29 protein-coding genes and 1 riboswitch are annotated in these 23,547 nt (G+C 43.6%); of the genes, 7 read left to right on the top strand and 22 right to left on the bottom strand.

Going from position 1 to position 23,547, the window contains the following annotated elements; all coding sequences use genetic code 11:
• Positions 1–413: 413 nt before the first annotated feature.
• Positions 414–590: riboswitch (Lysine riboswitch) on the bottom strand.
• 83 nt (positions 591–673) lie between these two features.
• Positions 674–1,174, bottom strand: a complete 501-nt coding sequence (locus QUF07_RS09045; RefSeq protein WP_217163363.1) for a GNAT family N-acetyltransferase — start codon at positions 1,172–1,174, stop codon at positions 674–676.
• Positions 1,175–1,187: 13 nt separating this feature from the next.
• Entirely contained in the window at positions 1,188–1,877 is a 690-nt protein-coding gene (locus QUF07_RS09040; protein WP_217163361.1) for a phosphatase PAP2 family protein, read from the bottom strand.
• Positions 1,878–2,030: 153 nt separating this feature from the next.
• On the opposite strand from QUF07_RS09040, the gene QUF07_RS09035 reads away from it, so the two are divergent.
• Complete coding sequence (locus QUF07_RS09035; RefSeq protein WP_217163384.1) at positions 2,031–2,864, top strand: sulfite exporter TauE/SafE family protein; 834 nt, start codon at positions 2,031–2,033, stop codon at positions 2,862–2,864.
• Positions 2,865–2,866: 2 nt separating this feature from the next.
• Positions 2,867–3,244, top strand: coding sequence for a DUF1634 domain-containing protein (locus QUF07_RS09030; protein WP_217163359.1), 378 nt, complete (start codon positions 2,867–2,869; stop codon positions 3,242–3,244).
• A 198-nt stretch (positions 3,245–3,442) separates the two neighbouring features.
• On the opposite strand, the gene QUF07_RS09025 is transcribed toward QUF07_RS09030, so the two are convergent.
• The 14 genes from QUF07_RS09025 to QUF07_RS08960 all read right to left on the bottom strand — a co-directional run bounded on the left by QUF07_RS09025 (position 3,443) and on the right by QUF07_RS08960 (position 12,111).
• Complete coding sequence (locus tag QUF07_RS09025; RefSeq protein WP_217163357.1) at positions 3,443–3,892, bottom strand: threonine/serine exporter family protein; 450 nt, start codon at positions 3,890–3,892, stop codon at positions 3,443–3,445.
• A 10-nt stretch (positions 3,893–3,902) separates the two neighbouring features.
• Positions 3,903–4,664, bottom strand: a complete 762-nt coding sequence (locus tag QUF07_RS09020) for a threonine/serine exporter family protein (RefSeq protein WP_217163355.1) — start codon at positions 4,662–4,664, stop codon at positions 3,903–3,905.
• Between the two features lie 286 nt (positions 4,665–4,950).
• Positions 4,951–5,598, bottom strand: a complete 648-nt coding sequence (locus QUF07_RS09015; RefSeq protein ID WP_217163352.1) for a metal-dependent transcriptional regulator — start codon at positions 5,596–5,598, stop codon at positions 4,951–4,953.
• A 20-nt stretch (positions 5,599–5,618) separates the two neighbouring features.
• Complete coding sequence (locus QUF07_RS09010) at positions 5,619–6,524, bottom strand: cation diffusion facilitator family transporter (RefSeq protein ID WP_217163350.1); 906 nt, start codon at positions 6,522–6,524, stop codon at positions 5,619–5,621.
• 396 nt (positions 6,525–6,920) lie between these two features.
• A complete protein-coding gene (locus QUF07_RS09005; protein WP_054748887.1) occupies positions 6,921–7,142 on the bottom strand; it encodes a MerR family transcriptional regulator in 222 nt (73 codons plus the stop codon).
• A 62-nt stretch (positions 7,143–7,204) separates the two neighbouring features.
• Positions 7,205–7,600, bottom strand: coding sequence for a hypothetical protein (locus QUF07_RS09000; RefSeq protein WP_054748888.1), 396 nt, complete (start codon positions 7,598–7,600; stop codon positions 7,205–7,207).
• A gap of 73 nt (positions 7,601–7,673) precedes the next feature.
• Positions 7,674–7,928, bottom strand: a complete 255-nt coding sequence (locus QUF07_RS08995) for a hypothetical protein (RefSeq protein ID WP_217163346.1) — start codon at positions 7,926–7,928, stop codon at positions 7,674–7,676.
• Positions 7,929–7,990: 62 nt separating this feature from the next.
• Complete coding sequence (locus QUF07_RS08990; RefSeq protein WP_217163344.1) at positions 7,991–8,203, bottom strand: DUF3278 domain-containing protein; 213 nt, start codon at positions 8,201–8,203, stop codon at positions 7,991–7,993.
• Positions 8,204–8,452: 249 nt separating this feature from the next.
• Positions 8,453–8,761, bottom strand: a complete 309-nt coding sequence (locus QUF07_RS08985) for a DUF3278 domain-containing protein (RefSeq protein WP_289427231.1) — start codon at positions 8,759–8,761, stop codon at positions 8,453–8,455.
• Positions 8,751–8,957, bottom strand: a complete 207-nt coding sequence (locus tag QUF07_RS08980; RefSeq protein ID WP_054748889.1) for a helix-turn-helix transcriptional regulator — start codon at positions 8,955–8,957, stop codon at positions 8,751–8,753. Before QUF07_RS08980 ends, QUF07_RS08985 begins: the two co-directional genes overlap by 11 nt.
• Before the next feature lie 130 nt (positions 8,958–9,087).
• The gene (locus QUF07_RS08975) at positions 9,088–9,678 is read right to left on the bottom strand and encodes a GNAT family N-acetyltransferase (RefSeq protein ID WP_217163342.1); all 591 of its coding nucleotides are present in this window, start codon (positions 9,676–9,678) and stop codon (positions 9,088–9,090) included.
• 80 nt (positions 9,679–9,758) lie between these two features.
• Entirely contained in the window at positions 9,759–10,553 is a 795-nt protein-coding gene (locus QUF07_RS08970; RefSeq protein ID WP_217163340.1) for a DUF1003 domain-containing protein, read from the bottom strand.
• A 347-nt stretch (positions 10,554–10,900) separates the two neighbouring features.
• A complete protein-coding gene (locus QUF07_RS08965) occupies positions 10,901–11,077 on the bottom strand; it encodes a hypothetical protein (RefSeq protein ID WP_217163338.1) in 177 nt (58 codons plus the stop codon).
• Positions 11,078–11,235: 158 nt separating this feature from the next.
• Entirely contained in the window at positions 11,236–12,111 is an 876-nt protein-coding gene (locus tag QUF07_RS08960) for an RluA family pseudouridine synthase (RefSeq protein ID WP_289427230.1), read from the bottom strand.
• Positions 12,112–12,251: 140 nt separating this feature from the next.
• Here QUF07_RS08960 and QUF07_RS08955 point away from each other — a divergent pair, with 140 nt between their 5' ends.
• From QUF07_RS08955 to QUF07_RS08945, 3 genes are all read left to right on the top strand, one after another.
• The gene (locus QUF07_RS08955; RefSeq protein WP_217163141.1) at positions 12,252–12,641 is read left to right on the top strand and encodes a hypothetical protein; all 390 of its coding nucleotides are present in this window, start codon (positions 12,252–12,254) and stop codon (positions 12,639–12,641) included.
• Positions 12,642–12,774: 133 nt separating this feature from the next.
• Entirely contained in the window at positions 12,775–14,112 is a 1,338-nt protein-coding gene (locus tag QUF07_RS08950; RefSeq protein WP_289427229.1) for an FAD-dependent oxidoreductase, read from the top strand.
• 378 nt (positions 14,113–14,490) lie between these two features.
• Positions 14,491–14,817 (top strand): heavy metal-binding domain-containing protein, encoded by a 327-nt coding sequence (locus QUF07_RS08945; RefSeq protein WP_056983250.1) that lies wholly within the window; start codon positions 14,491–14,493, stop codon positions 14,815–14,817.
• A 193-nt stretch (positions 14,818–15,010) separates the two neighbouring features.
• On the opposite strand, the gene argD is transcribed toward QUF07_RS08945, so the two are convergent.
• From argD to QUF07_RS08915, 6 genes are all read right to left on the bottom strand, one after another.
• Positions 15,011–16,171: an acetylornithine transaminase gene (argD, locus tag QUF07_RS08940; RefSeq protein WP_217163139.1), complete on the bottom strand. Its 1,161-nt coding sequence runs from the start codon at positions 16,169–16,171 to the stop codon at positions 15,011–15,013.
• A gap of 15 nt (positions 16,172–16,186) precedes the next feature.
• A complete protein-coding gene (argB, locus tag QUF07_RS08935) occupies positions 16,187–16,933 on the bottom strand; it encodes an acetylglutamate kinase (RefSeq protein ID WP_289427228.1) in 747 nt (248 codons plus the stop codon).
• A gap of 11 nt (positions 16,934–16,944) precedes the next feature.
• Positions 16,945–18,153 carry a bifunctional glutamate N-acetyltransferase/amino-acid acetyltransferase ArgJ gene (gene argJ, locus QUF07_RS08930; protein ID WP_289427227.1) on the bottom strand — a complete coding sequence of 403 codons (1,209 nt, stop codon included), beginning with the start codon at positions 18,151–18,153 and terminating at the stop codon, positions 16,945–16,947.
• Positions 18,154–18,171: 18 nt separating this feature from the next.
• Complete coding sequence (gene argC, locus QUF07_RS08925) at positions 18,172–19,200, bottom strand: N-acetyl-gamma-glutamyl-phosphate reductase (RefSeq protein WP_289427226.1); 1,029 nt, start codon at positions 19,198–19,200, stop codon at positions 18,172–18,174.
• Between the two features lie 388 nt (positions 19,201–19,588).
• On the bottom strand, positions 19,589–20,917 hold the full coding sequence (locus QUF07_RS08920) for an O-acetylhomoserine aminocarboxypropyltransferase/cysteine synthase family protein (protein ID WP_217163130.1): 1,329 nt from the start codon (positions 20,915–20,917) through the stop codon (positions 19,589–19,591).
• On the bottom strand, positions 20,914–21,789 hold the full coding sequence (locus QUF07_RS08915) for a homoserine O-acetyltransferase/O-succinyltransferase family protein (protein WP_217163128.1): 876 nt from the start codon (positions 21,787–21,789) through the stop codon (positions 20,914–20,916). Before QUF07_RS08915 ends, QUF07_RS08920 begins: the two co-directional genes overlap by 4 nt.
• A 437-nt stretch (positions 21,790–22,226) precedes the next feature.
• Between QUF07_RS08915 and QUF07_RS08910 the strand changes: the two genes are divergently transcribed.
• Positions 22,227–23,006: a threonine/serine exporter family protein gene (locus QUF07_RS08910; RefSeq protein ID WP_217163126.1), complete on the top strand. Its 780-nt coding sequence runs from the start codon at positions 22,227–22,229 to the stop codon at positions 23,004–23,006.
• The gene (locus tag QUF07_RS08905; RefSeq protein WP_217163124.1) at positions 23,006–23,473 is read left to right on the top strand and encodes a threonine/serine exporter family protein; all 468 of its coding nucleotides are present in this window, start codon (positions 23,006–23,008) and stop codon (positions 23,471–23,473) included. Before QUF07_RS08910 ends, QUF07_RS08905 begins: the two co-directional genes overlap by 1 nt.
• The last annotated feature ends 74 nt before the right edge of the window (positions 23,474–23,547 follow it).

Here is a 23,547-nt window from a genome sequence, read left to right as displayed (position 1 = left end):
TTAGAGATCGGAGTGTAAGTCTCCACCGAGGAGAATTCCCGGTTCTGGAATTTTTCTCGGTGGTGCTTACGCGCAGATCTCTGCCTGGAGGAGCTGTCCTAAAAATAAGTGAGCGGATCCAGGCGGTTAGAGATCGGAGTGTAAGTCTCCACCGAGGAGAATTCCCGGTTCTGGAATTTTTCTCGGTGGTGCTTACGCGCAGACTTCTGCTTTACGCAGCTATCCTAAAAATGTGAGCGAAGCAAAGCGGTTAATAACCGGAGCATAAGTCTCCACAACCAGAAATCCTGGGTTTGGATTTTTGGTTGGGGTGCTTATGTGCAGGTTATTGCTTTGTGGAGCTCTAAAAGCTCCAAATAAATTAAAAACGCCCCTTTCAAAATACATTGAAAGAGACGATAGGTGTTTGTCAACATCTGCATAGCGCTCCGTGGCATCCACCACGACAGTCCTTAACCTGTTAGGTTAAGTCCCAACAACCCATGTGAAAAGTCACCGGTCATTTCGGCGTTCATCCCTTTTTGTTTCAGTCATCACTTCTTTTCAAGTTCCTGAAACATACTGATAATGAACGCGCCTCTATTCGAATATATCGATTAATTAATTTATTCAGCTTTTAAACTGTAAAAAGTGTAACGCTATTCGCCGGAAATGACAAATTTTGAACCTGTTATCAAGCTTGACTTGAAATAAACAGCAACTTATCCCGTCCGGAAATGGGGTCATGGATCTGCGTTTCCTGCTTAAAATCCAGCTTTTTTAAAACAGCAATCGATGCCAGATTGTCGCTAAAAGCTGCCGCAGTCACCGTTATTTGAGTGGGTAATTGGGTCAAAATCTCAGTGATTGCTTCGGTCATCAAGCCCTGATGCCAATAAGTCGGTTCAAGAAAATAACTCATTTCAACTCGAAAAGGATCTGGTAAATGATCCTCACCGATAGCCGTGAAAAAAAGAACTGCCCCAATTAACTGGTCTTCAAGATAAAGCCCAAATGACCTGGGTGCCTGAAGTTGGCCTTTCACAGCTTCTTCAATCATCTTCTGATTGCCAATCAAGCTAAATCCGGTTCCAGCAGCAACTTCCGGATATGAAATCAGCCGGTAGTAATCGTCAAAATCCGTCATTTGAAGCTTGTGGATTGTGAGATGGTTGGTCGCAAAATTTTCTACCATGAGCACTCCTTGTTTAAATCTTGGTGTGAATCACAAACCGATATCTGGCAACTCTAGGGGCATAGTTGATGTACAGCATTTCTGAAACCAACAACCAGCAATATGCGACCAAAGCAGCGCCAAGCGTGTCAGTTGGATAATGGGCATTTAAGTAGATCCGCGAAAACATCACAAGAATCAGCCAGACAATCATCAATGCCCGAATGATAAACCGAACCGAAGCGTGGTCGATGACTGGTACCACCACGATCCAGATGATGGAAATCACGAGGAAGGCCCCCAACACATGGCCGCTGGGGAAACTGTAACCACTGTCAACGCCAAGATGAAGCGGTGGCCGGTGTCGACGAATCAGCTGCTTAACAACAGCGCCAATGATGTCCCCAAAGCCAAGTGTGAATATCGCCCATAACGCGGGAACTTTGTATTTAAATCCCCACAGAAAAAACGCAATGATGAATATCCAAAAAATATCCATTTTCGGCTCAGCAAAAAAAGACACCATCAAATAAAACTTTTCAAGTCCTTCACTGGGAGCGGATCCTTGAATCGCAGTTGTGAAAATTGAATCTAAAAATTGCAAATAATCAAAATTAAATGCCACTGAAACGGAAAGCACCGCGGTAATGCACAAGCTGACAATTAGCTTGATGATCCGGTTGGGATCCCTTTGCAGCAGCATGTAATCTTCGTTCCCATACATCTTCAACAATCCTCTCTTATCTAAACTCAATTTCGAGTATATCACAACCAGCCTGGTGATTTTTTCGTTTGACAGATTTTTAATGAAAACTAAGCTTTGGGCAGTGTATAATTTGTGACGTTCGTTTAATCAAATGATTGGGAGTGAATGAAATTGATTAATTATGCGCTGTTAATGATTGCCATCGGCTGTTTTGCCGGGATCGCCGGGGCTATTTTAGGCCTTGGCGGCGGCATCATCCTGACCCCCATTTTGACGCTATTGATGGGAGTTGATATCAAATACGCAATTGGCGCCAGCATCGTGGCTGTGATTGCGACCAGTTCCGGGGCGACCATCGCCTATTTACGTGACGAGGTGCTCAATTTGCGAGTCGCGATGTTTCTGGAAATCGCCACAACCCTGGGTGCTTTAAGTGGTGCTTTATTAACCGGGGTGATTGATCCAAAATATCTTTATATTTTGTTTGGGTTACTGCTATTATTCTCTGGATATAATATGATCCGCAAATTAATTACCCATACCGAATTACTTCACCGGGCAAAGCCAGATCGTCTTGCAGCAAAATTTCGTTTGGACAGTTCTTATTATGACAAGCAAATGATGAAGAAGGTCGATTATCAAGTTGAACATATCCCTGGCGGACTGGCCGTCATGTATGGCGCCGGTATTGCAAGTGGCCTTCTTGGGATCGGTTCTGGGGCGTTCAAAGTGATTGCGATGGACACCGTTATGAAAATGCCGCTCAAGGCGTCAACATCGACCAGTAACTTGATGATGGGGGTAACTGCAGCTGCCAGTGCGACCGTTTATTTCTTTAACGGCTCGATCAAGCCAGAAATTGCTGTTCCGCTGGCATTAGGAATCCTAGTCGGCGCCACCATTGGATCCCGGGTCATGCAACACCTTTCGGCTAGAGTCATTCGGATGATCTTTGTTCCAATCTTACTCTACATTGGGATTCAAATGTTTATGAAAGGAATCTGACGATGAAAAAACCAAACGAGTCTGTCAATCAAGAAATGGCCGATGTCGAAATTATCATCGGCAAGATCCTTCAAATTGGTGTCATCATTTCAGCGGTGATTATGTTACTGGGACTAATCCTGTTAATTATCACTGGTCATACTGGCTTTCCAGCTAATCAGTACCCGACTGATTTCATGGAAATTGGTAAAGGGTTGATGACATTCAAACCTTACTCAATCATGATGCTGGGGATCTTTTGTTTAATTCTGACCCCAATATTGCGCGTAGTGGTATCAATTTATTCGTTCTATAAAGAACACGATATGTTATACGTTGTCATTACCAGCATTGTATTGGTCATTTTAATGATCAGTTTTGTCTTTGGCATTTTAAGGTAATCAAATTTGTCAATCCAAAACCAGCAGCTTCCTCTGAAATCAATCAGAAGACGGCTGCTTGTTTTTTCTATTTAATTTTCACATGGCCAACCTCAGTTGTGAATCGATATTGGTAATACTCCCGATTAATGACACATCAATCAAAAAATCCGGCTCAGCAAGAAAAAATTTTCTCACTAAACCGGACTTGATGATGCCCTAATTTCGTACCTGGGCCCTTCGAATCTTCTGTCTAATTTTATTAACCAGTTCTGCGACAATAAAGCCTAAAGCAATCGAGCCAGCAATCCAAACCACTTCTGACAGGTAATTAAACGCAACCTGATAATTACCAAGGGCGAAGTTTTTGATTGAGTTATACGCCTGACCGCCCGGAACTAACGGCACCAATCCAGGAACATCAAACAAAATACTTGGCATCTTTTTCCAACGGGCAATGATGACTGACAAAATTCCGATCACTAAGCCGCCGAAAAAGTTGGGCGCACCAAGGCCTCCCCAGGTGCTAAATATCCAATAGTAGACCAGCCAGCCAATTGTAGCGTTAATGCCGGCAATATTCAGCGCGCGATGGGGTAAATTGACAATCAACCCAAAGCCAATCCCGGAAAGGTAGACGCAAATACATTTAATAATAAAAACAGTCATTTAATTCCCCTCAAAAGAAATGTAAGGCAATCGCCACGCCGAACCCTAATGCACAGGCACTAATCAGTGCTTCAATCCCGCGAGCGGGGCCACTAATCAAATTGCCGGATAACGCATCCCGGACCGCATTCGTTAACGGGATCCCCGGCACTAACGGCATTAATGACCCAATGATAATGTCGTCGGCTTTAATCCCAAAGCCATACTTAACAGATAAAATCGCTAGGCTGGCGACCGTCATGGCGGCAATAAACTCACTTAGGAATCGGATTTGAACATAGATGTTTAGAAAATATAACACTGCCCAACCAATCATCCCAACTAAGAACGTGATACCAAAATCTGGCAGATTATTCTGGAAGACGACCACCAGCGAGCCGCTCACCAATCCAGCACCAAGTAATTGAACCCAGAGTGGGAACATTGCCACTAAGCGGTCAATGTTCTTGAGATCATCATAAAATTGTTCAATATCAATCTTCTTAGCTGCATACTCACGAGAAAGTTCGTTTACTTTGGCGACCTTCTCCATGTCTAAGACCCGCTTGTCGATTGAACCAACCTGAGCACCAACATCATCAACGCCACCAGAAACAATAATTCCCGTCAAAGTGGCATAGATGTTTGCATTCTTCAAGCCGGCGTTCCTGGCAATCCGCAGGACAGTATCGTTTACCCGGGTCATTTCGGAACCCGATTCGATCATAATCGTTCCAGCCAAAACACAGGTATTAATTACCAAATGATCGTAATTTTTTTGTTGATCAGCCATTTGTTCACCTCGTAAGGAAAAACTGGGAGACGAGCCATTCCCAGTTCCTTGTTGATATTTGGGATGGTTCGCCACTACATTGCCGTGTAGTGCTCCACAAAGCAATAACCTGCACGTAAGCACCTTATTGTAAAATCCCAGGATTTATTCCCCACTACCTAGTCGAGTAGTGCTCCACAAAGCAGAAACCTGCACGTAAGTCGCCTTAATCTAAAATCCCAAAACCACGGATTTTAGATTAAGGCGACTTACGTTTCGGTTTCTAACCACTTTGTTACGCACGCTTTTATTTTACAAACACATAATGCGCCGTCTTATACCCGATCACCAGTTGTTTTTTATCCGTGACGTTATCCACCGTCACCGAACCTTCGAATGGGTCATGGGAGATTATTTTTAGCTTGTCACCAATATCCAACTTAATGTCGCCCAACAATGTCAACAGGTCGTGGTTATCAATGAACCTATTCACCGTCACTGTTTCGCCATCCTTGGCTTCCGTTAAGATCTTATCATGATCTTTTTGATAATGACCGTTTCTATCGGGAATGACACCGCCATGGGGGCAACGTTCTGGGTGCCCCAGGAAGTCATCTAAATGATCGATCATTTTGTCGCTTGTCACATGTTCGAGGCGTTCCGCCTCATCATGGACATCTGGCAAATCAAAGTGCAGGGTATTTGTCAAAAAGACTTCCCAAATTCGATGCTTGCGAACCAATTCCTCCGCGTATTTCATCCCTTTGGCAGTCAGTCGAACCCCCGAATACGGTTCGTGCTCAACCAGCTTTTCATCCACCATCTTGTTGACCATTTCAGTTACCGAACCAGCGGCAATATTCAAACTAATCGCAATTTGTTTATTGCTGACCAGTTTATTAGCGCCACCCAGTTCAAAAATTATTTTTAAATAGTCCTCTTTCATTGGGGTCATTAATTGCATAATCTCCTATTTTACGGAATATCATTGCCACGATCGTAAATAATATCTTCGTCTTCTCCTCGCGTTGTCTCCGCTTGGATCGTGACGTGGCAAATATGATATTTATTCTTCAAAATCTTTGTTATTTCCAAATAAATCGGTTGAGCTTGACTAATCTTCATATCATGCATGTTAACATGCGCCGAAAAAATAATGTTATTTTCATCGATTGACCACGCATGAACGTGGTGAACACTGAAGACACCGTCAATTTGAAGTAAATCACGTTTGATCGCTTCATAGTCAATCGTTGGTGCGCCTTGCATGAGTATCCTGAAAGTTTGCCGGACAATCGGAATTGCCTCCCAGATAATGTACAGGGCCACCAAAATGGTGACAATTGGGTCCACTAATGTCCAGTTAAACAAGTCAATTAAGATACCACCAATAATGATTGCAATCGATGATAACGCATCACTCATAATATGTAGATAAGTTGCCCGCATATTCAAATTGCTCTTGGAACCCGCATTCAATAAAAAGGCCGACAGCAAATTGGCTACCAACCCAATAATCGCAATGATTAACATTAAATCGCCGTTAATTGGTTGTGGGTTGCTAATTCGCTTAATCGCTTCAATCATCAAAACGGTGCAAATAATGCCCAAAACAATTGAATTCAAGAATGCCGTAATAATTTCGGCTCGCTTATAGCCAAAAGTGTTTCGGGCATTCTGTCGCCGACGGCTAATTCTGCTCGCAATGTAGCTAAAAACAATTGAAAGAGAATCACCCAAATTATGAAAGCCATCGGATATCAACGATAGACTTCCAGCAAGAAAGCCGCCCACAAATTCAGCAATTGTAATAACAATATTTAGAATTGTAACCCAGAAAAATCGATTACCCCCTACTTCCTGGTGATTATTGTTTTCCATAAACTAACCACTCCAATCTGAATCTATTATTACATTACTGAAGCATAATTTCCATACCAGTTCAACAATTTTGTTAGGTAACCTGAAAATTTAATGTTGATATTTTCCAAAACAAAAAAAGAACCATAACAAGCCCAAGCTCGCTACGGTTCTCCAGAGAAATATCGGCACCCCATCGGTTTTAATCAAATTTCTTTTCGTTCATACTCGAATACTGATCCAATTTTACAACTGGATACTCAAAGTGCTTCTGTTCGCACGATGGAACTCTTTTTGTCATATCACTTGTGCAATCTAACAGTTATACAAACGACAATCTAATTAATTACTATACAGGGTGCCGATACCCTCTATGCCTAGAATATCATTGGATTAAAGATTTAACAATCGTTTTGACTAGATATTGCAACGCTTTATCAACTGTTTAACTTCTTCAATTGACGAACCGTTTTGGATAAAACAGTGCACCAAGTCCAACCAATACATATCCGTCTCATCCAGCAAAGGATCGGCTGCCAGCTGCGGCTGGGATGGCACAAGGCCATTATTGATGTAGTCACAGATAACGTCTGGTCGGCTATTGATGCGTTGAGCTGATTCAACCAATGTGAGTTTCATAGCAATCTCCTGAAATTTTAGAATTAAGATTAGTCTATCAAGTTCGCAAATAAATGCAACCCCTATTCGACCATTCGCCAATTCCCCTCATCAGCCTTAGAAATTTGGTTGATGAAATGTAAAATTGAAGCGGCCCGATCCTTGTCGTGTTCAACCAATTGATTGAGGCCTTCCCCAGTAATCATCGGCTCGCTTAATGAAAACTGATCATCTTTCTTGTCACCAGTGGAAAAAGCCAACACTGTATGGCCATCCTCAATTTCAGTAATGATAAAGAATAAGCTGAAGTCATCATCATCCTTCATGTAGGCTGGCATGGCCCAAATACCATCGCTGATCTGAATCAGTTCCTCGTTATCGAACCGATAGTCCCGATGATTTTTTTCGTTAACGGCTTTGTCCAACACAAATAGCATTTTGTTGAAAACTGGATCGCCCAGTTTGATATTGTCTTCCATAGTGGTTTCCTTTCAAATTAATGATCGAAATCTCATTATAACAAATCACTCTGGAGATGCAATTAGGATTTGGTTACTTGAAATATTTTGTCCGCATCGTTCTGCCAAAATATTCAAGACTGGCAATTGCAAGGCCCCAGATAACCGATAAGACGGGATAATTGAGCGTGTACAAGAATGAAGAAACGGTCTCGGTGCCCATTGCCAGACTAATAGCAAACTGGATAAAGTAAGCAATTGGTATATAAATCATCCCACTTTTAACGGCTTGATAAAGCTGCCAATGATGAAGCGTTTTAGCCCCACCGACCTTAATTTCAGCGTCCAATAAGTGCTTTTTTGAAACTGCCAGACATATATTGCCACAAGCCCAAAATTGTAATCAATTCATTAGCCCCGGCCACCCAGAGGAATACAAGGGTTGATCCCGCAACTGCCACGCCAAAAATCACCAAGTTGGCGAAGAACGTATAGATCCGATAGAAAGATAAACGCGTGATCGCCAATTCGATCCAACGTTTGTCTGGCATATTCATCGAGAGGACCGGGAACCCCGTAAAACCATTTCAACATTCTGATGCCAAAAGATTCTTGAGCTTTCACTTTAATCGCCTCGTCTTAATAATTTTTGTCTTTCACGCTAGCAAACTTTTTAAATTATTCAGCTTTAACGATGTGACCAATTTCTTGCTGCGTGTCACTCATCCAAGCCATGACAATAATGAAAAGGGTGAGGCAAATCGTAAACCAGGAAGTAAAGCCATTAAAAGAGGCAGTAATCAAATATACATAAATTCCGTAGAGAAGTCCCCACAAAGCCCCATGGCGATATGCCCGGCGAACCGCGTTAGGCTATTCATCTTTTGACACTTCTTGGTAGTTGAGCTTCATTTTCGATACCCGATGATTAATATACATGCTGACACCACCAAAGCCTACAAGTATATTAATAAATACAAAACCAATGGTAAAGGAGTGGGTGATCATCGCTTCTGGGAGAAATAACATGACAATATTTGTCACTGCTGTATATATCCATAAATACATAAACCCATTTGTCGCAATTCGATTCACGGCTTGGAGATTATGCTCATCTAAAACGCCACGGATGCTAAAAGAATACCTCATAATCTTAATTAGAATGCCTTCTTTATTCTTCATCAGTTTCACCAACCTTCCAAAATAATGTGTTCAAATCTGTCCCCAACGTTTCAGCTAACAGGATACATAACTTCAACGATGGGTTGTATTTGTCGTTTTCAATCAGATTAATTGTCTGTCTGGCAACCCCAATTGCTTCAGCCAGTTCAAACTGTGACAGTTTATTTAGCTTTCGGTACTCTCGCACTCGATTCATAATACCGATCTCCTTTTGTCACATATATATGTCATCGACAACAATATAAACTTAAAATCATGTGGTGTCAATTATATATGACAAAAAAGAAGCCGGAAAATAAATTCCTGCTTCTCTCACTATTGTTAAATTAAACTGACAATAAGTTTCGTTCTTGGACTGCTTTTTGCATATGATCATATAAATGATCCCCAATCACATTGGTGCCCACTGTTTTGAAACCCTTGCGTTCATATAATTTTTTTGCTTCGGGATTTTCGAAATCAACGTTCAAACCGATCACTGATTTGCCATCATTCAATGCCATCCGCGGAACCGCAGCAAGTAATTTGCTACCAATTCCGTGACCTTGATAGTTAGGATCAACGGCGATTGAATCCAAGTACCACTCGTCAGAATGGGTCTCGGAATCAGGAATATACGGTTCTTTAAAATCGGCACTCTTCTTTGATAAATTGATCAGAACCTTGTTGATATCGTCCTCGTTTTCGCTGGGGTAGCCAAATACTACACCAACAACTTGACCATTGGCCTCGGCCACCACGGTGGATGCCTTACTGGACAGATACGTATCTGTCTGGTAAGCCCTCGTGATGACCTTGGCTAATCCAGGTTCGGGAACGTCGTCTAATTCATCCAGTTCCATTTCATCAAAAATAATATCAATTAGCGGGGCTATCTGCCCGGCGTCATCTTGTTGTGCTTCTCTAACGGTTATCAAAAAAATCCTCCATTTGTTAGTTAGTGATAGTGTTACACGTTATCTTACAGATTTTTTCATAGCTTGTCAAAGTACGGGATTTACTTGGTGCCTTTTTCATTTTTGCTTTCATGATCAACCGAATCGTTTTCATCCAGTTCCCTTTTGACATTTCCAGGCTGATTGCGCTGAATTAAGTCCAGTTCAGTACGGATTTGCCCCAGAATTTCAATTTCTAATTTTTGAATTTCCAGAGAATGCGGCAATTGGTTTTGCGTTAAGTTATCCAACTTTGCATGAAGAATTCGTAATTCATGCTCGGATTTCTGATTCACATGGTAATCATTTTCAGAATTCATGCGATCACGATCGCTGGCCCGGTTCTGGCTCATCATGATGATGGGGGCTTGAATTGCGGCAATACAGCTTAATGCGAGGTTTAATAAAATAAATGGAAACGGATCAAAATGCATACCGAATAATTGCAAACCATTAATTGTCATCCACGCCACTAACACAAACGTGAAAATCCCAATGAATCCCCAACTACCACCGAACCGGGCCACCGCGTCAGACACCTTTTGACCAAATGTTAAACTTTTTGCCAAGTTGTCATTAACATCTACAATATCGTAATCGTCACTTTGCATCGCCTTAGTCAGCCGATGATTAATCTTTTTAGTTTGCTTCACATCGGAATTGATCATCCCATCAACCCGCATCAACTGATATTTGAGCAGATCATGATCGCAAATAAAATCCGTAATTTTAGCGGTCGGATAATCCCCCTTAATCAGGTTACGAGTCGCTGGTTCGAGATTTTTTAAATAACGACCATCAATTTCCATATGTCGTTGATGGTCAATGAAACAAATTGCCGTTTTTTCTTCAACCATAGATGTACCTCCTGACGATTGTTTTAGTTGTTAAACATTCAATTGATTAGATACGCTAGATTGTAGCGGAAACGTGCTCGACCAAGCAATAACCTGCACGTAAGCACCCTAGCTACATAGTGGAAACGTGCTTCAACAAGCAATGACTTGCATCTAAGCAGCTCTGGTTAAAAATAAAACCCATTTTCAACCAGAGCTGCTTAGACTCCAGTCATTAACCGCTTGTTTCAGCACTCTACAAAAAAAGCACCCCACCGATTTATTATATCAGTAAGATGCCATGATTCATTCTTTAATTTTGATCTCAGTCGTTTAAAACTAGTGCCTATCCAAAAGCAAAGTTACCATTATGCCTTAATCAAATCAGTCTTGGCCTTCAACAAATCGGCTTTGAGTGCACGAATGTGTTCTTGAGCTTCCTTATTATCTGCAGTGTCCTTCATCCATGTTAGTACGGCTAAATTCGTTTCCATTTCAGCAATAATTTTTTGAATCATCTGATCCGATTCACTATTGGTAGACATATCTAGTCTCCTCCTTCAATTGATGATGTAATCATAACATGACTGGGGAAAAAGGCAACGGAAATGGTGTCGCTTTCACTGAATTCTAATTATTATTTTTATAATACAAGAAGTTGCTTTAACAGCAACGTTCAGTTGTGCACGAGATGAGTACTTCTCTAATCGATAACCTTCAAAATATCGGCTGGGAGTTGACTTTTGAAATGAAGCTGCTCTTTGGAAAAAGGGTCCTTAAATTCCAAGCTGGCAGCGTGCAGTGCTTGTCGCTCAATCCCTAAATTCATTGATCCTTGATACAGTTCATCTCCCAATAAGGGATGTCCAATGGCCGCAAAATGGACCCGAATTTGGTGGGTCCGACCTGTGTGGAGAACCACCCTCACTAACGTCCGATCGTTAAACTCACGTTCCACCCAATATTCAGTCCGAGAAGGCTTGCCTGTGTCTGAAATGAGTTGGCCGTATCCATCAGGATCTTTAGCAATCGGCTTGTCAATCACGCTGTGTTCTTCAAGGCCACTGCCAGAGACAACGGCCGCATATTCTTTATGAAGCGTCTTTTGGGCAAGCATTTCATTCGCCAGACTATTGGCCAGACGGTGCTTGGCAACCAGAACCACTCCACTGGTAAAACGGTCAAGTCTCGTGATAATGTGTGGGACCAGGTTGGTGGCCTGCTCCGAAACTAAATGATACTTAATTCGATTGACCAGGGTATCCTCCCGATTTGCAGGGCCTGGGACCACCGTTAATCCAGCCGGCTTATCCACTACCAACCAATTATCATCTTCATACATCACTTTGATTGGCTGTTCACTCACCGCAACCCCCGGATCAGGTTGTTCATCAGGTAAGACGACCTCCACAATATCGCCCACCTTTAGCCGAGTTGCGTCGTTGATGGCTTGACCATTAACGTTAATTTGGCCGTCAGTTTTCACTGTTTTATACATCCGGTGACTAATACCATGGCCATTCAAAAACTTTTTTAGTGTTTTAGGATCATTTTCAGTGTTCCGCCAATTAAATTTCAATTTTTTCTCCTGTTCAACTCAATCCGTCAACTTTTTTAAGATTAAACAAACTTTTTCCCACATTTGCCTGGGGGTATTGACATTTTAACAAATTATCGACAGAGTGGATGCCATAAATTATGTAATGGGGTAATTAAGTAATGAAGCGAATATGGAAGATTTCAATCATTGTCATCATGACCACCGTTGTTTATGTGGCCGTCCGAATGATTTCCTTTGATAACGATGCTGAAAAATTTACTCAAACATACTTGAATAAGGAAGTTAGTCATCACAACACGGCTCAACTCAAGAAAATTAGTGCTGATAAACATACCTACCACTTTTTAAAAGATGCAAATCACATTACCCTGAAATTTACGGCCGACAATCAAGGTTATCAAAACTATGCCTACTACCCTGTCAGAATTAACCATTCTAAGACATTTTGGGTCACATTAAAGTTCAATCCCAATCCAATTGATACGCTTATTCTCAATCACTTTTCGATGATTAAAATTCAATATTTTAAGCAGGATAACAACCGATAAGAGTACCACCTCAAAGCCGCTCATATTTCAGCTTCAATTCCCATGAATTCGACATTGACATCGTTTTCAATCCTTGTAGTATTAAGGTACAAATATAATTTGTGCTTTTATAACTACCAAAGGGGAAATCATTATGAAAATCGCGGTTATTGGTTGTACACATGCTGGTACCTTCGCTATCAAGACTATTCTATCAGAAAATCCGGATGCTCAAGTGACGGTATACGAGAAAAATGACAATATTTCATTTCTATCTTGTGGGATTGCCCTTTATCTGGGCGGCCAAGTTAAAGACCCCCAAGGCCTCTTTTATTCAAGTCCAGATGAACTGAGTAAGCTGGGGGCGACCGTCAAAATGAACCACGAAGTAACCAAAGTGGCGCCACGTCAAAAAACAATCACTGTCACCAATTTAGAAACGAATCAAACCTTCGAAGATTCTTATGATAAATTAGTTGTCACCTCTGGCTCATGGCCAGTTATCCCCCCAATTAAGGGGGTCGATAACCCAAATGTCTATCTTTGCAAGAACTGGAATCATGCAAAAAAATTATTTGAAACCGCTCCTTCAAAGAAACGAATCACAATCATTGGTGGTGGCTACATTGGTGCTGAATTGGCTGAGGCATATAGCACCACCGGCCATGAAGTCACATTACTCGATGGGGCTGACCGGGTAATGAGCAAGTATTTTGACGAAGCGTTTACAAGCATCGTGGAGAGCGACTTTGCTGATCACGGCGTGACTCTTGGCCTGGATCAACAGGTCAAAGAGATCTCTGGTAATGGCCCCGTGACGATCAAAACAACCAAAGGGACCTACGAGACCGATCTGATTGTGATGTCCGTTGGTTTCCGACCAAATACCGCTTTGTTCAAAGGTGAGTTGGCAATGACCGAAAACGGCGCCCTCATTACCAACGACTACATGCAGACATCCGATCCGGATATTTTTGCGGCCGGTGATAGCGCGGCCGTCCATTATAATCCCACTCATAGCCTCTCCTACGTTCCCCTGGCAACCAATGCCGTTCGCCAAGGAATCCTGGTTGGCAAAAATATCGTTAAACCAACTGTCAAATATATGGGCACCCAGTCATCATCCGGGCTCAAATTGTACGACAAAACCATTGTTTCAACTGGTATGACGATGGCTGCCGCAACTCAGCGAGGAATGAACGCGCATGAAGTCATTGTTAAAGATAACTACCGGCCGGAATTCATGCCCAGCACTGAACCGGTCTTGATGTCTTTAGTCTATGATCCCGTGTCCCGCAAAATTCTTGGTGGTTCCTTATTAAGTACACACGATGTCTCCCAGTCTGCAAATACGCTGTCAGTTTGCATCCAAAATAAGAACACAATCGATGACTTGGCGATGGTCGACATGCTATTCCAGCCTCAATTTGATCGCCCGTTTAATTACTTAAATATCCTCGCCCAGGCAGCTCAAGCCAAAGAAGCCAAATAGTTGATCATTTTTGTAAAGCAATTTGACCCACGTTATAATATGACTGCAGAGTGATGACAGTCTTTCTAAACCACATTAGCGTCTTCACGATGCAGGGGTTAAGTCGCTGCGGTTTCGATCTTAGCGTTTAACGACGAGATCGGGGTGAAAAGCAGTTTCATCCCAGATTCAATTGGAACAAGCAGCGCATCTGGTTTTAGATGCCCTGCTTGTTTTGCTTAAGCGGCCGAGATTGGTCGGAAATAGTCGGTTTGACAACGTAAACACGCTATTCCACAATACTGGGCACTAAGGATGATCTTTCTACCTTTTGCTTGCCAACAACCGGCCTTTCGATATACTTAAAGTGTACCTATTCTGACAAAGGTGGAGATCATCATGGCAAGTGACAATTTTATCATTACAACAACTGAACACATTCCCGGCAAAGAATACGACGTGATCGGCGAGGTATTTGGCCTCACCACCCAATCAAAAAACGTTGTTAGAAACATCGGCGCTGGTTTGAAAAATATCGTTGGTGGCGAAATCAAGGATTATACCAAAATGCTTGATGAGGCCCGCAACATTTCGGTCCAACGACTAGAAGATAATGCCAAGAAAATGGGTGCGGACGCAGTCGTCATGATGCGGTTTGACTCTGGTTCAATTGGCGCAGATATGCAGTCGGTTGCGGCTTATGGGACAGCAGTTAAATATAAGTAAGTGTCAAAGAACAGATTAATGTGCCATATTTTGGGGTCAAGTAATTAAACAATCGATTCTTAGACTTCCTTTATTTAGCCTGGCACGTCAGCAATACAACAGAGTGGTCCGAAAAGCAGTCCCAGCTTCTGATGGCTGGAATGGTTTTTCGGACCACTCTTTTAATTTGCTCTCCAATCTCGGTCAACCGCTATTAAACCTGCGCCTTAACTGTGGCACTCATATTCTTCAGAACTTGAGCAATTTTGGCAATTCCTGCCAGCAGGTCTGCTTCACTCATCACCAGCGGTGGCAACAATCTCAAGGTATTATGATTAGCCGGCAACGTCAGCATCCCTGCCGCCTGCAATTTAGCAATCACCGTGGCGACTTTCACGTCATCACTCAAATGAATCCCGATCATTAAACCCTTTCCACTGACGCTGGCAACAACTGGCAATGGTCCAACACGCTTTTGGATTGCCTTGAACACGACTTGGCTCTTTTGCTGAACTTGAGTCAAAAATTCTGGGGTTAACTGGGTCAAGACGGCTTTGGCAGCAGATAAGGCCAACTTGTTGCCACCAAATGTCGTGCCGTGAGTTCCCGGCCCAAATGCACTCGCTAACTTCTGCTTGCCAAGCATCGCGCCAATTGGCAGCCCATTTCCCAAAGCCTTGGCACTGGTAATAATATCCGGATCCATGTCAAATTGTTCATAGGCAAATTTAGTGCCCGTTCGCCCAATCCCTGTTTGGACTTCATCGATGATCAACAGAACACCTGTCTGATGGCACTTTTCTGATACCGCGTGCAGCCAGTCAGCATTGCCAGAGTTGATGCCACCTTCACCTTGAATCACTTCCAAGATAACCGCAGCAAACTCGTCTGTAATTTGGTCGATCGCGTAGGAATCGTTGTAGTCCGCAAAGGAGATCCCCGGAACCATGGGCGCAAAGCCTGCCTGAATCGAAGGATTGCCAGTTAATGACATCGATCCAAACGTGCGCCCGTGAAACCCATTATTAAACGCCAGCACGTTACTTTTGCCAGTATACTTACGAGCCAGCTTAAACGCCGCTTCATTCGATTCAGTGCCGGAGTTACAAAAGAAGGCCAGCATCCCTTGCGGACACAATTGCTTGGCCACCTCGTCCTGTAAAGCACTCGGATACAAATTCGACGTGTGCCAAATTTTGCCCAATTGATCAGTCACCTGTTGCTTGATTAGCGAATTGCTGTAGCCAAAACTGCAAACGCCGATGCCACTGGTGAAATCCAGATAAGTCTTACCCTTATCATCAGTCAAGTGCCAGTCGTGACCGGCAACGATTTCTATTGGATATTGTTGATACGTAGGAAAAATATTTTCCATGATTAATTGTCTCCTTTAAATTGTAACCTGCTTTGTCAAACTGGTCCCAGAATATTTCAATTCATTGGTGATGGCGACTTCTTTCACGCCATTTTTGAGGGCATCAAATGCGGCGGTAATCTTAGGCTGCATGCCCGCCTTGATCACTTTAGCTTTAAATAAACGCTTAGCGGTGGTCTGGGTCAATTGGTCAACAACGTGGTCGGCCACGATGACGCCCGGAACATCTGTGAGTAATACGAGCTTCTCAGCACTAAGTAAACGGGCAATTCCGGCCGCAGCAACATCACCATTCACGTTAAGCAGCTTGCCGTTTTCTGCCACTGCCAAAGGAGCACAGACGCCGATTTTCCGATCCAAGACTTGATTTATGTAATTGCGGTTAACCCCGGTCACTTGACCGACTTCGCCGTAGACTGCCTGGTCAAGATAGTCACCTTGAATGGCGGGGACCCCCGCAGCATTCAAACTCATCGCAGGCAAATGATGATTAGCCAGGTGCTGGCATAGCAATGGCTGAACAAGCCCCAACAGCACGGCTTGAGTGACCTTTAAAGTTTCTGGTCCGGTCACCCGAATCCCATTAATTTTGCTGACGGGTAAATGAAGTTTGGTGCTCCATTCCGAAATTTGGGGGCCACCACCATGAACAATCAAGATTTGTTTGCCAGCCTGATGCCAGTCGGCTAACTGTTGATAAAACGTTTCTGACAAATTATTTGTGGCATTGCCGCCGATTTTAATTACAATCGTTTGAGTCATCCAATCACCTTCTAGCTTCGATACGATGCATTAATTTGAACGTACTTATAAGTCAGGTCACAGCCCCAGGCGGTTCCTTCGGCAGACCCGGCATTCAAGTCAACGTCAATGACAACCTTGCTGTTTTTCAAACTGGCGGAAACTTTTGCATCTTCAATCCCAGTGGCGGTACTATTTGCCACCATCTGCATGCCATTGATTGAAACACTGACCCCGTCAATGTCGACGTGAGCGGTTGTTTGGCCAATTACCTGCATCACCCGACCCCAGTTAGCATCAGCGCCAAAAATCATTGCCTTGACCAAGTTGGAGCCAACAATTGTTTTGGCAACCTGTTGGCCTTCAAGATGATTAAACGCGCCGGTCACATTGACTTCGACTAATTTAGAGGCGCCTTCACCGTCCCCGGCAATTTCTTGGGCCAGATGAGTGAGAACCAACTTGAACGCCTTCACAAAGGTCGGATAGTCTTCACTGGATTCAGTCAGCGGCTCGTTGCTTGCCACCCCATTGGCCATGACCATCACCATGTCGTTGATCGACGTATCGCCATCAACAGTGATTTGATTGAAAGTCTCATCAACGGTCGTGCTGAGCATTGATTGCAGTTGCTGACCATCAATTGCGGCGTCAGTCGTCACAAATCCGAGCATCGTTGCCATGTTGGGATGAATCATCCCTGATCCTTTGCAAAATCCAGTTAAGGTCACCGGTTGATTATCAATTAAACACTTCACGGTAATTGTTTTGGGATGGGTATCAGTGGTCAAAATGGCCTTGGTAATCCCTGCAGATTGTGATAAATGAAGTTGGCTAATACCAGCCTCAATCTGATCCATCGGCAGCGGCTCACCAATCACACCGGTTGAGGCAACCGCGACCAAGTCTTTTCCAATTTTGAGCTTATCGGCAGCCAACGCCTGCATCTTGAGGGCATCGGTTTGACCCTGGGCGCCATTGCAAGAATTGGCATTACCACTATTCATCACGACTGCCTGCAGTTGATGTTTTAAATTGATCGTTTGCTTGGTCAGTTTCGTTGGGGCTGCCTGAAATTGATTGGTCGTATAAACACCTGCAGCACTGGCCGGAACTTTGGAGTAAATCCAGCCCATATCGTCCTGCTCTTCCTTTAAACCTGCGTGGATTGAATCAGAATCGAATCCGGCTGGCCATGTAAAGGCGGTTATGTTAATTGAATCTTCACTCGTCATTTGCATCCTATCGATCTCCTTTAATTAAGGCAGGAACGTTTGTAATTCCAAACCTTCAGTTTCTTTATAGTTAAATAGTTGATTAAAATTTTGAACCGCCTGGCCTGCAGCCCCTTTTAGGAGGTTGTCGATGACACTGTCCACGGTAATGGTATGAGTCACTGGGTTATAAACAAAGCCGACATTACAATTGTTCGTCCCAACAACTTGTTTGATATCTGGTAGTTGCGTGCCGGTGTACTGAACGAAATGTTTATTTGTGTATGTCTCCTTAAACGCGCTTGTCAATTGATCCTCGTTGATCCCAGCTTTTACCTTGGCGTAAATCGTGCTCATGATCCCACGGTTAATCGGCACCAAGGTTGTCATAAACTGAATTGCAGGCACTTGGTCATTCCAACTTCGCAACTCCTGCATGATTTCTGGAATGTGCTGATGCTGATTGGGCTTATAAATTTGTAAGTTTTCATCTACTTGAGTGAAATGCGTGATTGCGTGGGGTGTTTTCCCTGCCCCGGTGGTTCCCGATTTAGCATCGACAATAATGCTTTCCGGCTCGATCAAGTTGTTCTGGACGAGTGGCGCCAAGCCAAGTAACGTTGCGGTGGCATAACAACCGGGATTAGCGATGTAGGTTTGTCCCTTTGCGGATTGAAAGTCTGCGAGACCATAGTGGGTTTGCCGCAGGAATTTTGCCGGTGCCGCTGGTTTGTGATACCACTTAGTATATTGGGCTTCACTTGCCAGTCGCATGTCGCCAGATAAATCGATCACTGGAAAGTGAGCTGCCATGTATTTTGGCGCAACCTTTGAGGTTACCCCAGCTGACGTTGCGAAAAATACGACGCCATTCTTTTGAATAATGGCCTCATCGTCATATGGCAGGACTTCTGTCTGATCCTCATTAAAGATCGGGACCACCTGATTCAATTCGCTGGGTGCGGTTAATTTATGATCATAAAGATTGATCTTAGTGACTCCTGAATGTTTCTGTAAGAGTTGGTATAAAACCATCCCTGCGTATCCGGTTATTCCTACTAATGCTACCTGCATCTAATCGCCTCACAACTATTCATAAGAATGTTATATTAATGAATTGCAAATAGCTTACAATTTTTATGAGATAAATGTAAATAATTTTTAATTTATTCATAAATGTTTCTTTATTTAGATATTTATTCATTTATTTGGGAAATAATATACATATTTTAGATTGTTCACAATTGCTTCCTTTCAACATCTAATTGCATAATTATATTGGTTATCGCATAAATTTGATAGAATGAACAAGCGATACTTTGATCCCTTATTGATACAAAAAGGCGCTGCATTCCACAAAAACAGAATGCAGCGTCTTTTTTACTTAAATTCTGGGATCAAATTCCCTCTTGTCCCAATCAGCTGAAGTTTCGAATACTGAGTTGCTAAAACATGGTTCAAACTATGGCCGGGGAGCCCCAACTGCATCGTGAACATCGGCCGGGATCTTATCCAGTGCTTGGCTCAGATCGGCAATCAAATCATCGGCATTCTCGACCCCAACTGATACCCGGATCAAGTCAGGAGTGATCCCCGCTTCCTTCAACTCTTCTTCGTTAAGTTGGGCATGGGTCGTTGAAGCTGGATGAATGATCAGGGATTTGGCATCAGCAACATTCGCCAATAATGAAAACAACTTCAAATTTTGAATCAGTTGTTTGCCGGCTCTTTCGCCACCCTTTAGGCCAAGCGTAAAGATCGACCCCACGCCTTTGGGGAAGTACCGCTCCGCTAAATCATGATACTGACTGTCTTCAAGGCCAGGATAGTTAATCCAAGCGACTTTCGGATGATGATGAAGGAAATTAACAATCTTTTTCGTATTCTCAACGTGGCGTTCAACTCTTAACGATAAGGACTCTAGCCCTTGCAGCAATAAGAAGGAATTAAACGGGCTGATGGTTGCCCCAAGGTCTCTCAATGATTCTGCGCGAACCTTGGTCGTAAACGCACTGCCACCCAAATCAGCGAACACTAATCCATTGTATTGCGCATTGGGTTCGGTAAAACCAGGATAGCGGCCACTGGCTTGCCAATCAAATTTGCCATTTTCAACAATCACGCCACCCATTGTAGTCCCGTGACCACCGATAAACTTAGTGGCCGAATGAACCACAACATCGGCACCGTGATCTAATGGCCGAACCAAATAGGGCGTTCCAAATGTATTATCCACGATCAAAATAATGCCATGACGGTGGGCAACTTCAGCAATCGCCTCAAAATCCACCAGATTAATGCCCGGATTACCAATGCTTTCAACGTATAATGCTTTCGTGCGCTCATTAATTGGGGCTTCGAAGTTTTCCGGGTCATCGGGGTCAACAAAGTGGGTCTTGATGCCTAACTTTGGTAAGGTCACATTGAATAAATTGAAAGTGCCACCATATAACGTGCTGGCAGAAACAATCTCGTCACCTTTAGCTGCAACGTTAAGAATGGCTGCGGTAATCGCTGCAGAACCGGTTGCTAAAGTCACGCCAGCTGTCCCATTTTCCAGCGCAGCCACTCGTTTATCGACAACATCGGTCGTGGGGTTAGTCAACCGGGTATAAATATTTCCGGGATCGGTTAGCCCAAACCGCCCGGCAGCCTGTTCAGGGCTGTCAAAGACATAGGAAGTTGTTTGATAAATTGGAACCGCTCGTGATCCGGTTTCGTCAACAACTTGTCCTGCGTGAACCTGTAGTGTCTCAAAGTGTAAATTTTGTTCTTCGTTTGTTTGTGTCATAATGATAAACCCACTTTCTTGTCTGTTAAGAGTTGCGTCCAATTTTGATAAAATTTAATACTGGCCTCTCGCCAGGTTTCGTGAACCATTCCAGTCGTTGAATCTTCAAAATAATGTTCTGGCAGTTGAATCGGTAGATGCTTTTTCACGTCGCGCAGATATTCTTCTGCCAGAGTTTGTTCCTGATATTCAGGATGCCCGGTTACGTAGGTGGTCTGTTTGCTTGGTGCTGATAAGATAATCGGTCCGGACTGCAGTGATGAGGCCACCACCGTCAAGCCAGCCGGAAGATCGTTCTCATCAAGGACACTTTCCGTCTTCCGGGATTGAGGCATCCGAATCAAACCGCCAGCCCCAAAGCCACGAGCGAGTGGTGATTCATGATTGACTTTGGTTGCTGAATAAATCCCAAATAATTTTCGTGGCAATAAGTGCTTTTCAATGCCAAAGTCGTGATAGAGGCCTGCCTGGGCTGCCCAGCATTCATAGAGTTGCTCTTTAACATGGGTGCTGGCCCAATCAGTAATTGTCACAAATTCATCCCAATAATCGACGGCTTCAAATTTAAGGGTTTCAACTGGCGCCCCAGTGATAATCAGGCCATCGAAGAATTGATCCTGGATCTGGGCAAGACTGACATAATGAGCTTCAATCTGCGCTCTCGGGGTCCCTCTAAAGTGATGAGTTACTGGATACATAAACGTTAATTGAACCTCCCGATCACAATCATTGAACCGTGACAAAAACTGTAATTCAGTGTTTTGCCGAGTTGGCATCAGATTCAACACCAAGATTGATAATGGTTGTTCAAGTGGTTGGTTCTGCCAATTCCCACTGGCATAAACTAACCCGTTCGTTGCGTTTGCCGTCATCCAAATCATCTCCTTATTAGCAATCAAAAAAAGCTTCCGTCCACATAGTTATGATTAACTACGGGACGAAAGCTTCGTGATGCCACCCTGATTCATTGCCGCTTCACAGTGACAACCTCAATAAGTACTCCTTGGCATAACCAAGGAAAACCCTGTCATATATCGGTCACCACCGGACGTGCTAGCCTCGCAACCGCACGTCAGACTCAGAGCTCATCTTCACGTCGCTGTCGGGCACTTCTCTCACCAATCGAAGCTCTCTGTATTGCCGACATAAACGCTACTCTTCTCTTCAACGTCTAATCTATCTTTAATAATTGCTGATAACTTTATCATCGTTCTAACAGGCTGTCAATCTATTTTTATGAAAAAATTTTAGTTTGTCGGTTACAAAATGAGCTTATAATGTGTTTATTAATCATTCAAGGGAGATTAACATGGAGAACCCAATTTCTGAAGATGAATTGATTGCGACTTGCGGAAAAGTTGGCAAAATATTGCTCACCAGCGGTGCTGAAACTTCTCGAGTGGAAAGTACGGTGGAGTACATTGGCAAGGCTGCCCACTTTGATATTAGCTGTCACGCCACGATTACCGCGTTATTTGTTGGGACCAACCAGCAAAGCCGCACGCATTTAGTGAAAGTCCGGCTTGGCGATTTTAATTTGGAAAAAGTCGATGAAATCAATACGATGTCCCGAAAATTTGTGGAAGGTAAAATTAACTTTGATGAACTCAAAATTGCGATCGATCAAATTGATCACAAAGTTATTGACTTTACTTGGCCGCAAAAGATCTTTGGCGCCGGGGTTGTTTCAGTTGCGCCAATGCTATTATTCAAGGCAACCTGGGCTGACTTGGGGCTAGCCTTCTTTGTCGGTATTTTTGGTTACCTCGCCGCCCAACTGGCTGGCCGGCGGATTAAAACACCCTACGTTGCGGCAGGCTGTGGCGGCTTCATTGTTGGCCTATTAGCAGCAGCCCTGCAAACTGTTGGAATTGCCACCAGTGCCGGTAACATCATCGTAAGTGCCCTCATGCCGCTCGTTCCGGGAGTTGCCATCACCAACTCATTTCGAGAAATCGTCGACCGCAATACGATTTCCGGCGTTGTTCGAGCAGTCGATGCGATTATCATTGCCGGATCAATCGGCGCTGGCGTGGTGCTTGGCACATCCCTTTGCTCGTTATTGGCTCACATGATTGGGGGCTTTTGATGCGAGTCCTAATTGAATTTGTCATTAGCTTTTTATCAACAGTCGGCTTCGGCCTCATTACCAACGTCCCGCGCCGATCACTACTGCCAGCGGGGATCACCGGTTCACTTGCCTGGGTCGCTTACTATCTGGTACTACAGGTTGATCCTGGCTTAATTTTACCCAACTTCACTGCCGCCATTGTGATTGGGATCCTTGGAAACATTTCAGCAGTCTTATTTCGAGTGCCGGTCAACATCATTTACGTGCCCAGCCTGGTGTCATTAGTTCCCGGCGGAATCCTCTATTTGGGGATGCGTAGTTTTACGTTAGGCCGGGAAGCCCCCACTTCGCAATATCTGTTTAATACACTCACGATTGCCATTTCACTTGCCGTGGGATTTGTGGTTGCCGAAGTTATTTTTTACCGGATTAAACCGATTCTCATGAAGATCGTCACTCAGCGACGATCCCCATCACATTCCTAATCTCGGGATGACGAGAAACTGCGGATCGATCACTGACTAAATCAGTGACGGCGAACAATCAGCTATTGACAAAA

The organism is Lentilactobacillus sp. TOM.63 (assembly GCF_030361045.1).
GTDB classification, from domain to species: domain Bacteria; phylum Bacillota; class Bacilli; order Lactobacillales; family Lactobacillaceae; genus Lentilactobacillus; species Lentilactobacillus dabitei.
Note: the sequence above shows the minus strand (reverse complement) of the source record. Positions and strands in the feature narration are given on the sequence as shown.

Bases quoted from the DNA above. Each gene is read 5' to 3' on its own strand.
- QUF07_RS09010 (WP_217163350.1), bottom strand. From the start codon at position 6,524: ATGGAAAACAATAATCACCAGGAAGTAGGGGGTAATCGATTTTTCTGG.
- QUF07_RS08915 (WP_217163128.1), bottom strand. From the start codon at position 21,789: ATGACGGCAAACGCAACGAACGGGTTAGTTTATGCCAGTGGGAATTGG.
- QUF07_RS09030 (WP_217163359.1), top strand. From the start codon at position 2,867: ATGAAAAAACCAAACGAGTCTGTCAATCAAGAAATGGCCGATGTCGAA.
- QUF07_RS08950 (WP_289427229.1), top strand. From the start codon at position 12,775: ATGAAAATCGCGGTTATTGGTTGTACACATGCTGGTACCTTCGCTATC.
- QUF07_RS09015 (WP_217163352.1), bottom strand. From the start codon at position 5,598: ATGACCCCAATGAAAGAGGACTATTTAAAAATAATTTTTGAACTGGGT.
- QUF07_RS09000 (WP_054748888.1), bottom strand. From the start codon at position 7,600: ATGGAAGACAATATCAAACTGGGCGATCCAGTTTTCAACAAAATGCTA.
- QUF07_RS08945 (WP_056983250.1), top strand. From the start codon at position 14,491: ATGGCAAGTGACAATTTTATCATTACAACAACTGAACACATTCCCGGC.
- QUF07_RS09025 (WP_217163357.1), bottom strand. From the start codon at position 3,892: ATGACTGTTTTTATTATTAAATGTATTTGCGTCTACCTTTCCGGGATT.
- QUF07_RS09040 (WP_217163361.1), bottom strand. From the start codon at position 1,877: ATGTATGGGAACGAAGATTACATGCTGCTGCAAAGGGATCCCAACCGG.
- argD (WP_217163139.1), bottom strand. From the start codon at position 16,171: ATGGAAAATATTTTTCCTACGTATCAACAATATCCAATAGAAATCGTT.
- argB (WP_289427228.1), bottom strand. From the start codon at position 16,933: ATGACTCAAACGATTGTAATTAAAATCGGCGGCAATGCCACAAATAAT.
- argC (WP_289427226.1), bottom strand. From the start codon at position 19,200: ATGCAGGTAGCATTAGTAGGAATAACCGGATACGCAGGGATGGTTTTA.
- QUF07_RS08920 (WP_217163130.1), bottom strand. From the start codon at position 20,917: ATGACACAAACAAACGAAGAACAAAATTTACACTTTGAGACACTACAG.
- QUF07_RS08905 (WP_217163124.1), top strand. From the start codon at position 23,006: ATGCGAGTCCTAATTGAATTTGTCATTAGCTTTTTATCAACAGTCGGC.
- QUF07_RS09045 (WP_217163363.1), bottom strand. From the start codon at position 1,174: ATGGTAGAAAATTTTGCGACCAACCATCTCACAATCCACAAGCTTCAA.
- QUF07_RS08910 (WP_217163126.1), top strand. From the start codon at position 22,227: ATGGAGAACCCAATTTCTGAAGATGAATTGATTGCGACTTGCGGAAAA.
- argJ (WP_289427227.1), bottom strand. From the start codon at position 18,153: ATGCAAATGACGAGTGAAGATTCAATTAACATAACCGCCTTTACATGG.
- QUF07_RS08985 (WP_289427231.1), bottom strand. From the start codon at position 8,761: ATGAAGAATAAAGAAGGCATTCTAATTAAGATTATGAGGTATTCTTTT.
- QUF07_RS09020 (WP_217163355.1), bottom strand. From the start codon at position 4,664: ATGGCTGATCAACAAAAAAATTACGATCATTTGGTAATTAATACCTGT.
- QUF07_RS09005 (WP_054748887.1), bottom strand. From the start codon at position 7,142: ATGAAACTCACATTGGTTGAATCAGCTCAACGCATCAATAGCCGACCA.
- QUF07_RS08965 (WP_217163338.1), bottom strand. From the start codon at position 11,077: ATGTCTACCAATAGTGAATCGGATCAGATGATTCAAAAAATTATTGCT.
- QUF07_RS08980 (WP_054748889.1), bottom strand. From the start codon at position 8,957: ATGAATCGAGTGCGAGAGTACCGAAAGCTAAATAAACTGTCACAGTTT.
- QUF07_RS08955 (WP_217163141.1), top strand. From the start codon at position 12,252: ATGAAGCGAATATGGAAGATTTCAATCATTGTCATCATGACCACCGTT.
- QUF07_RS08970 (WP_217163340.1), bottom strand. From the start codon at position 10,553: ATGGTTGAAGAAAAAACGGCAATTTGTTTCATTGACCATCAACGACAT.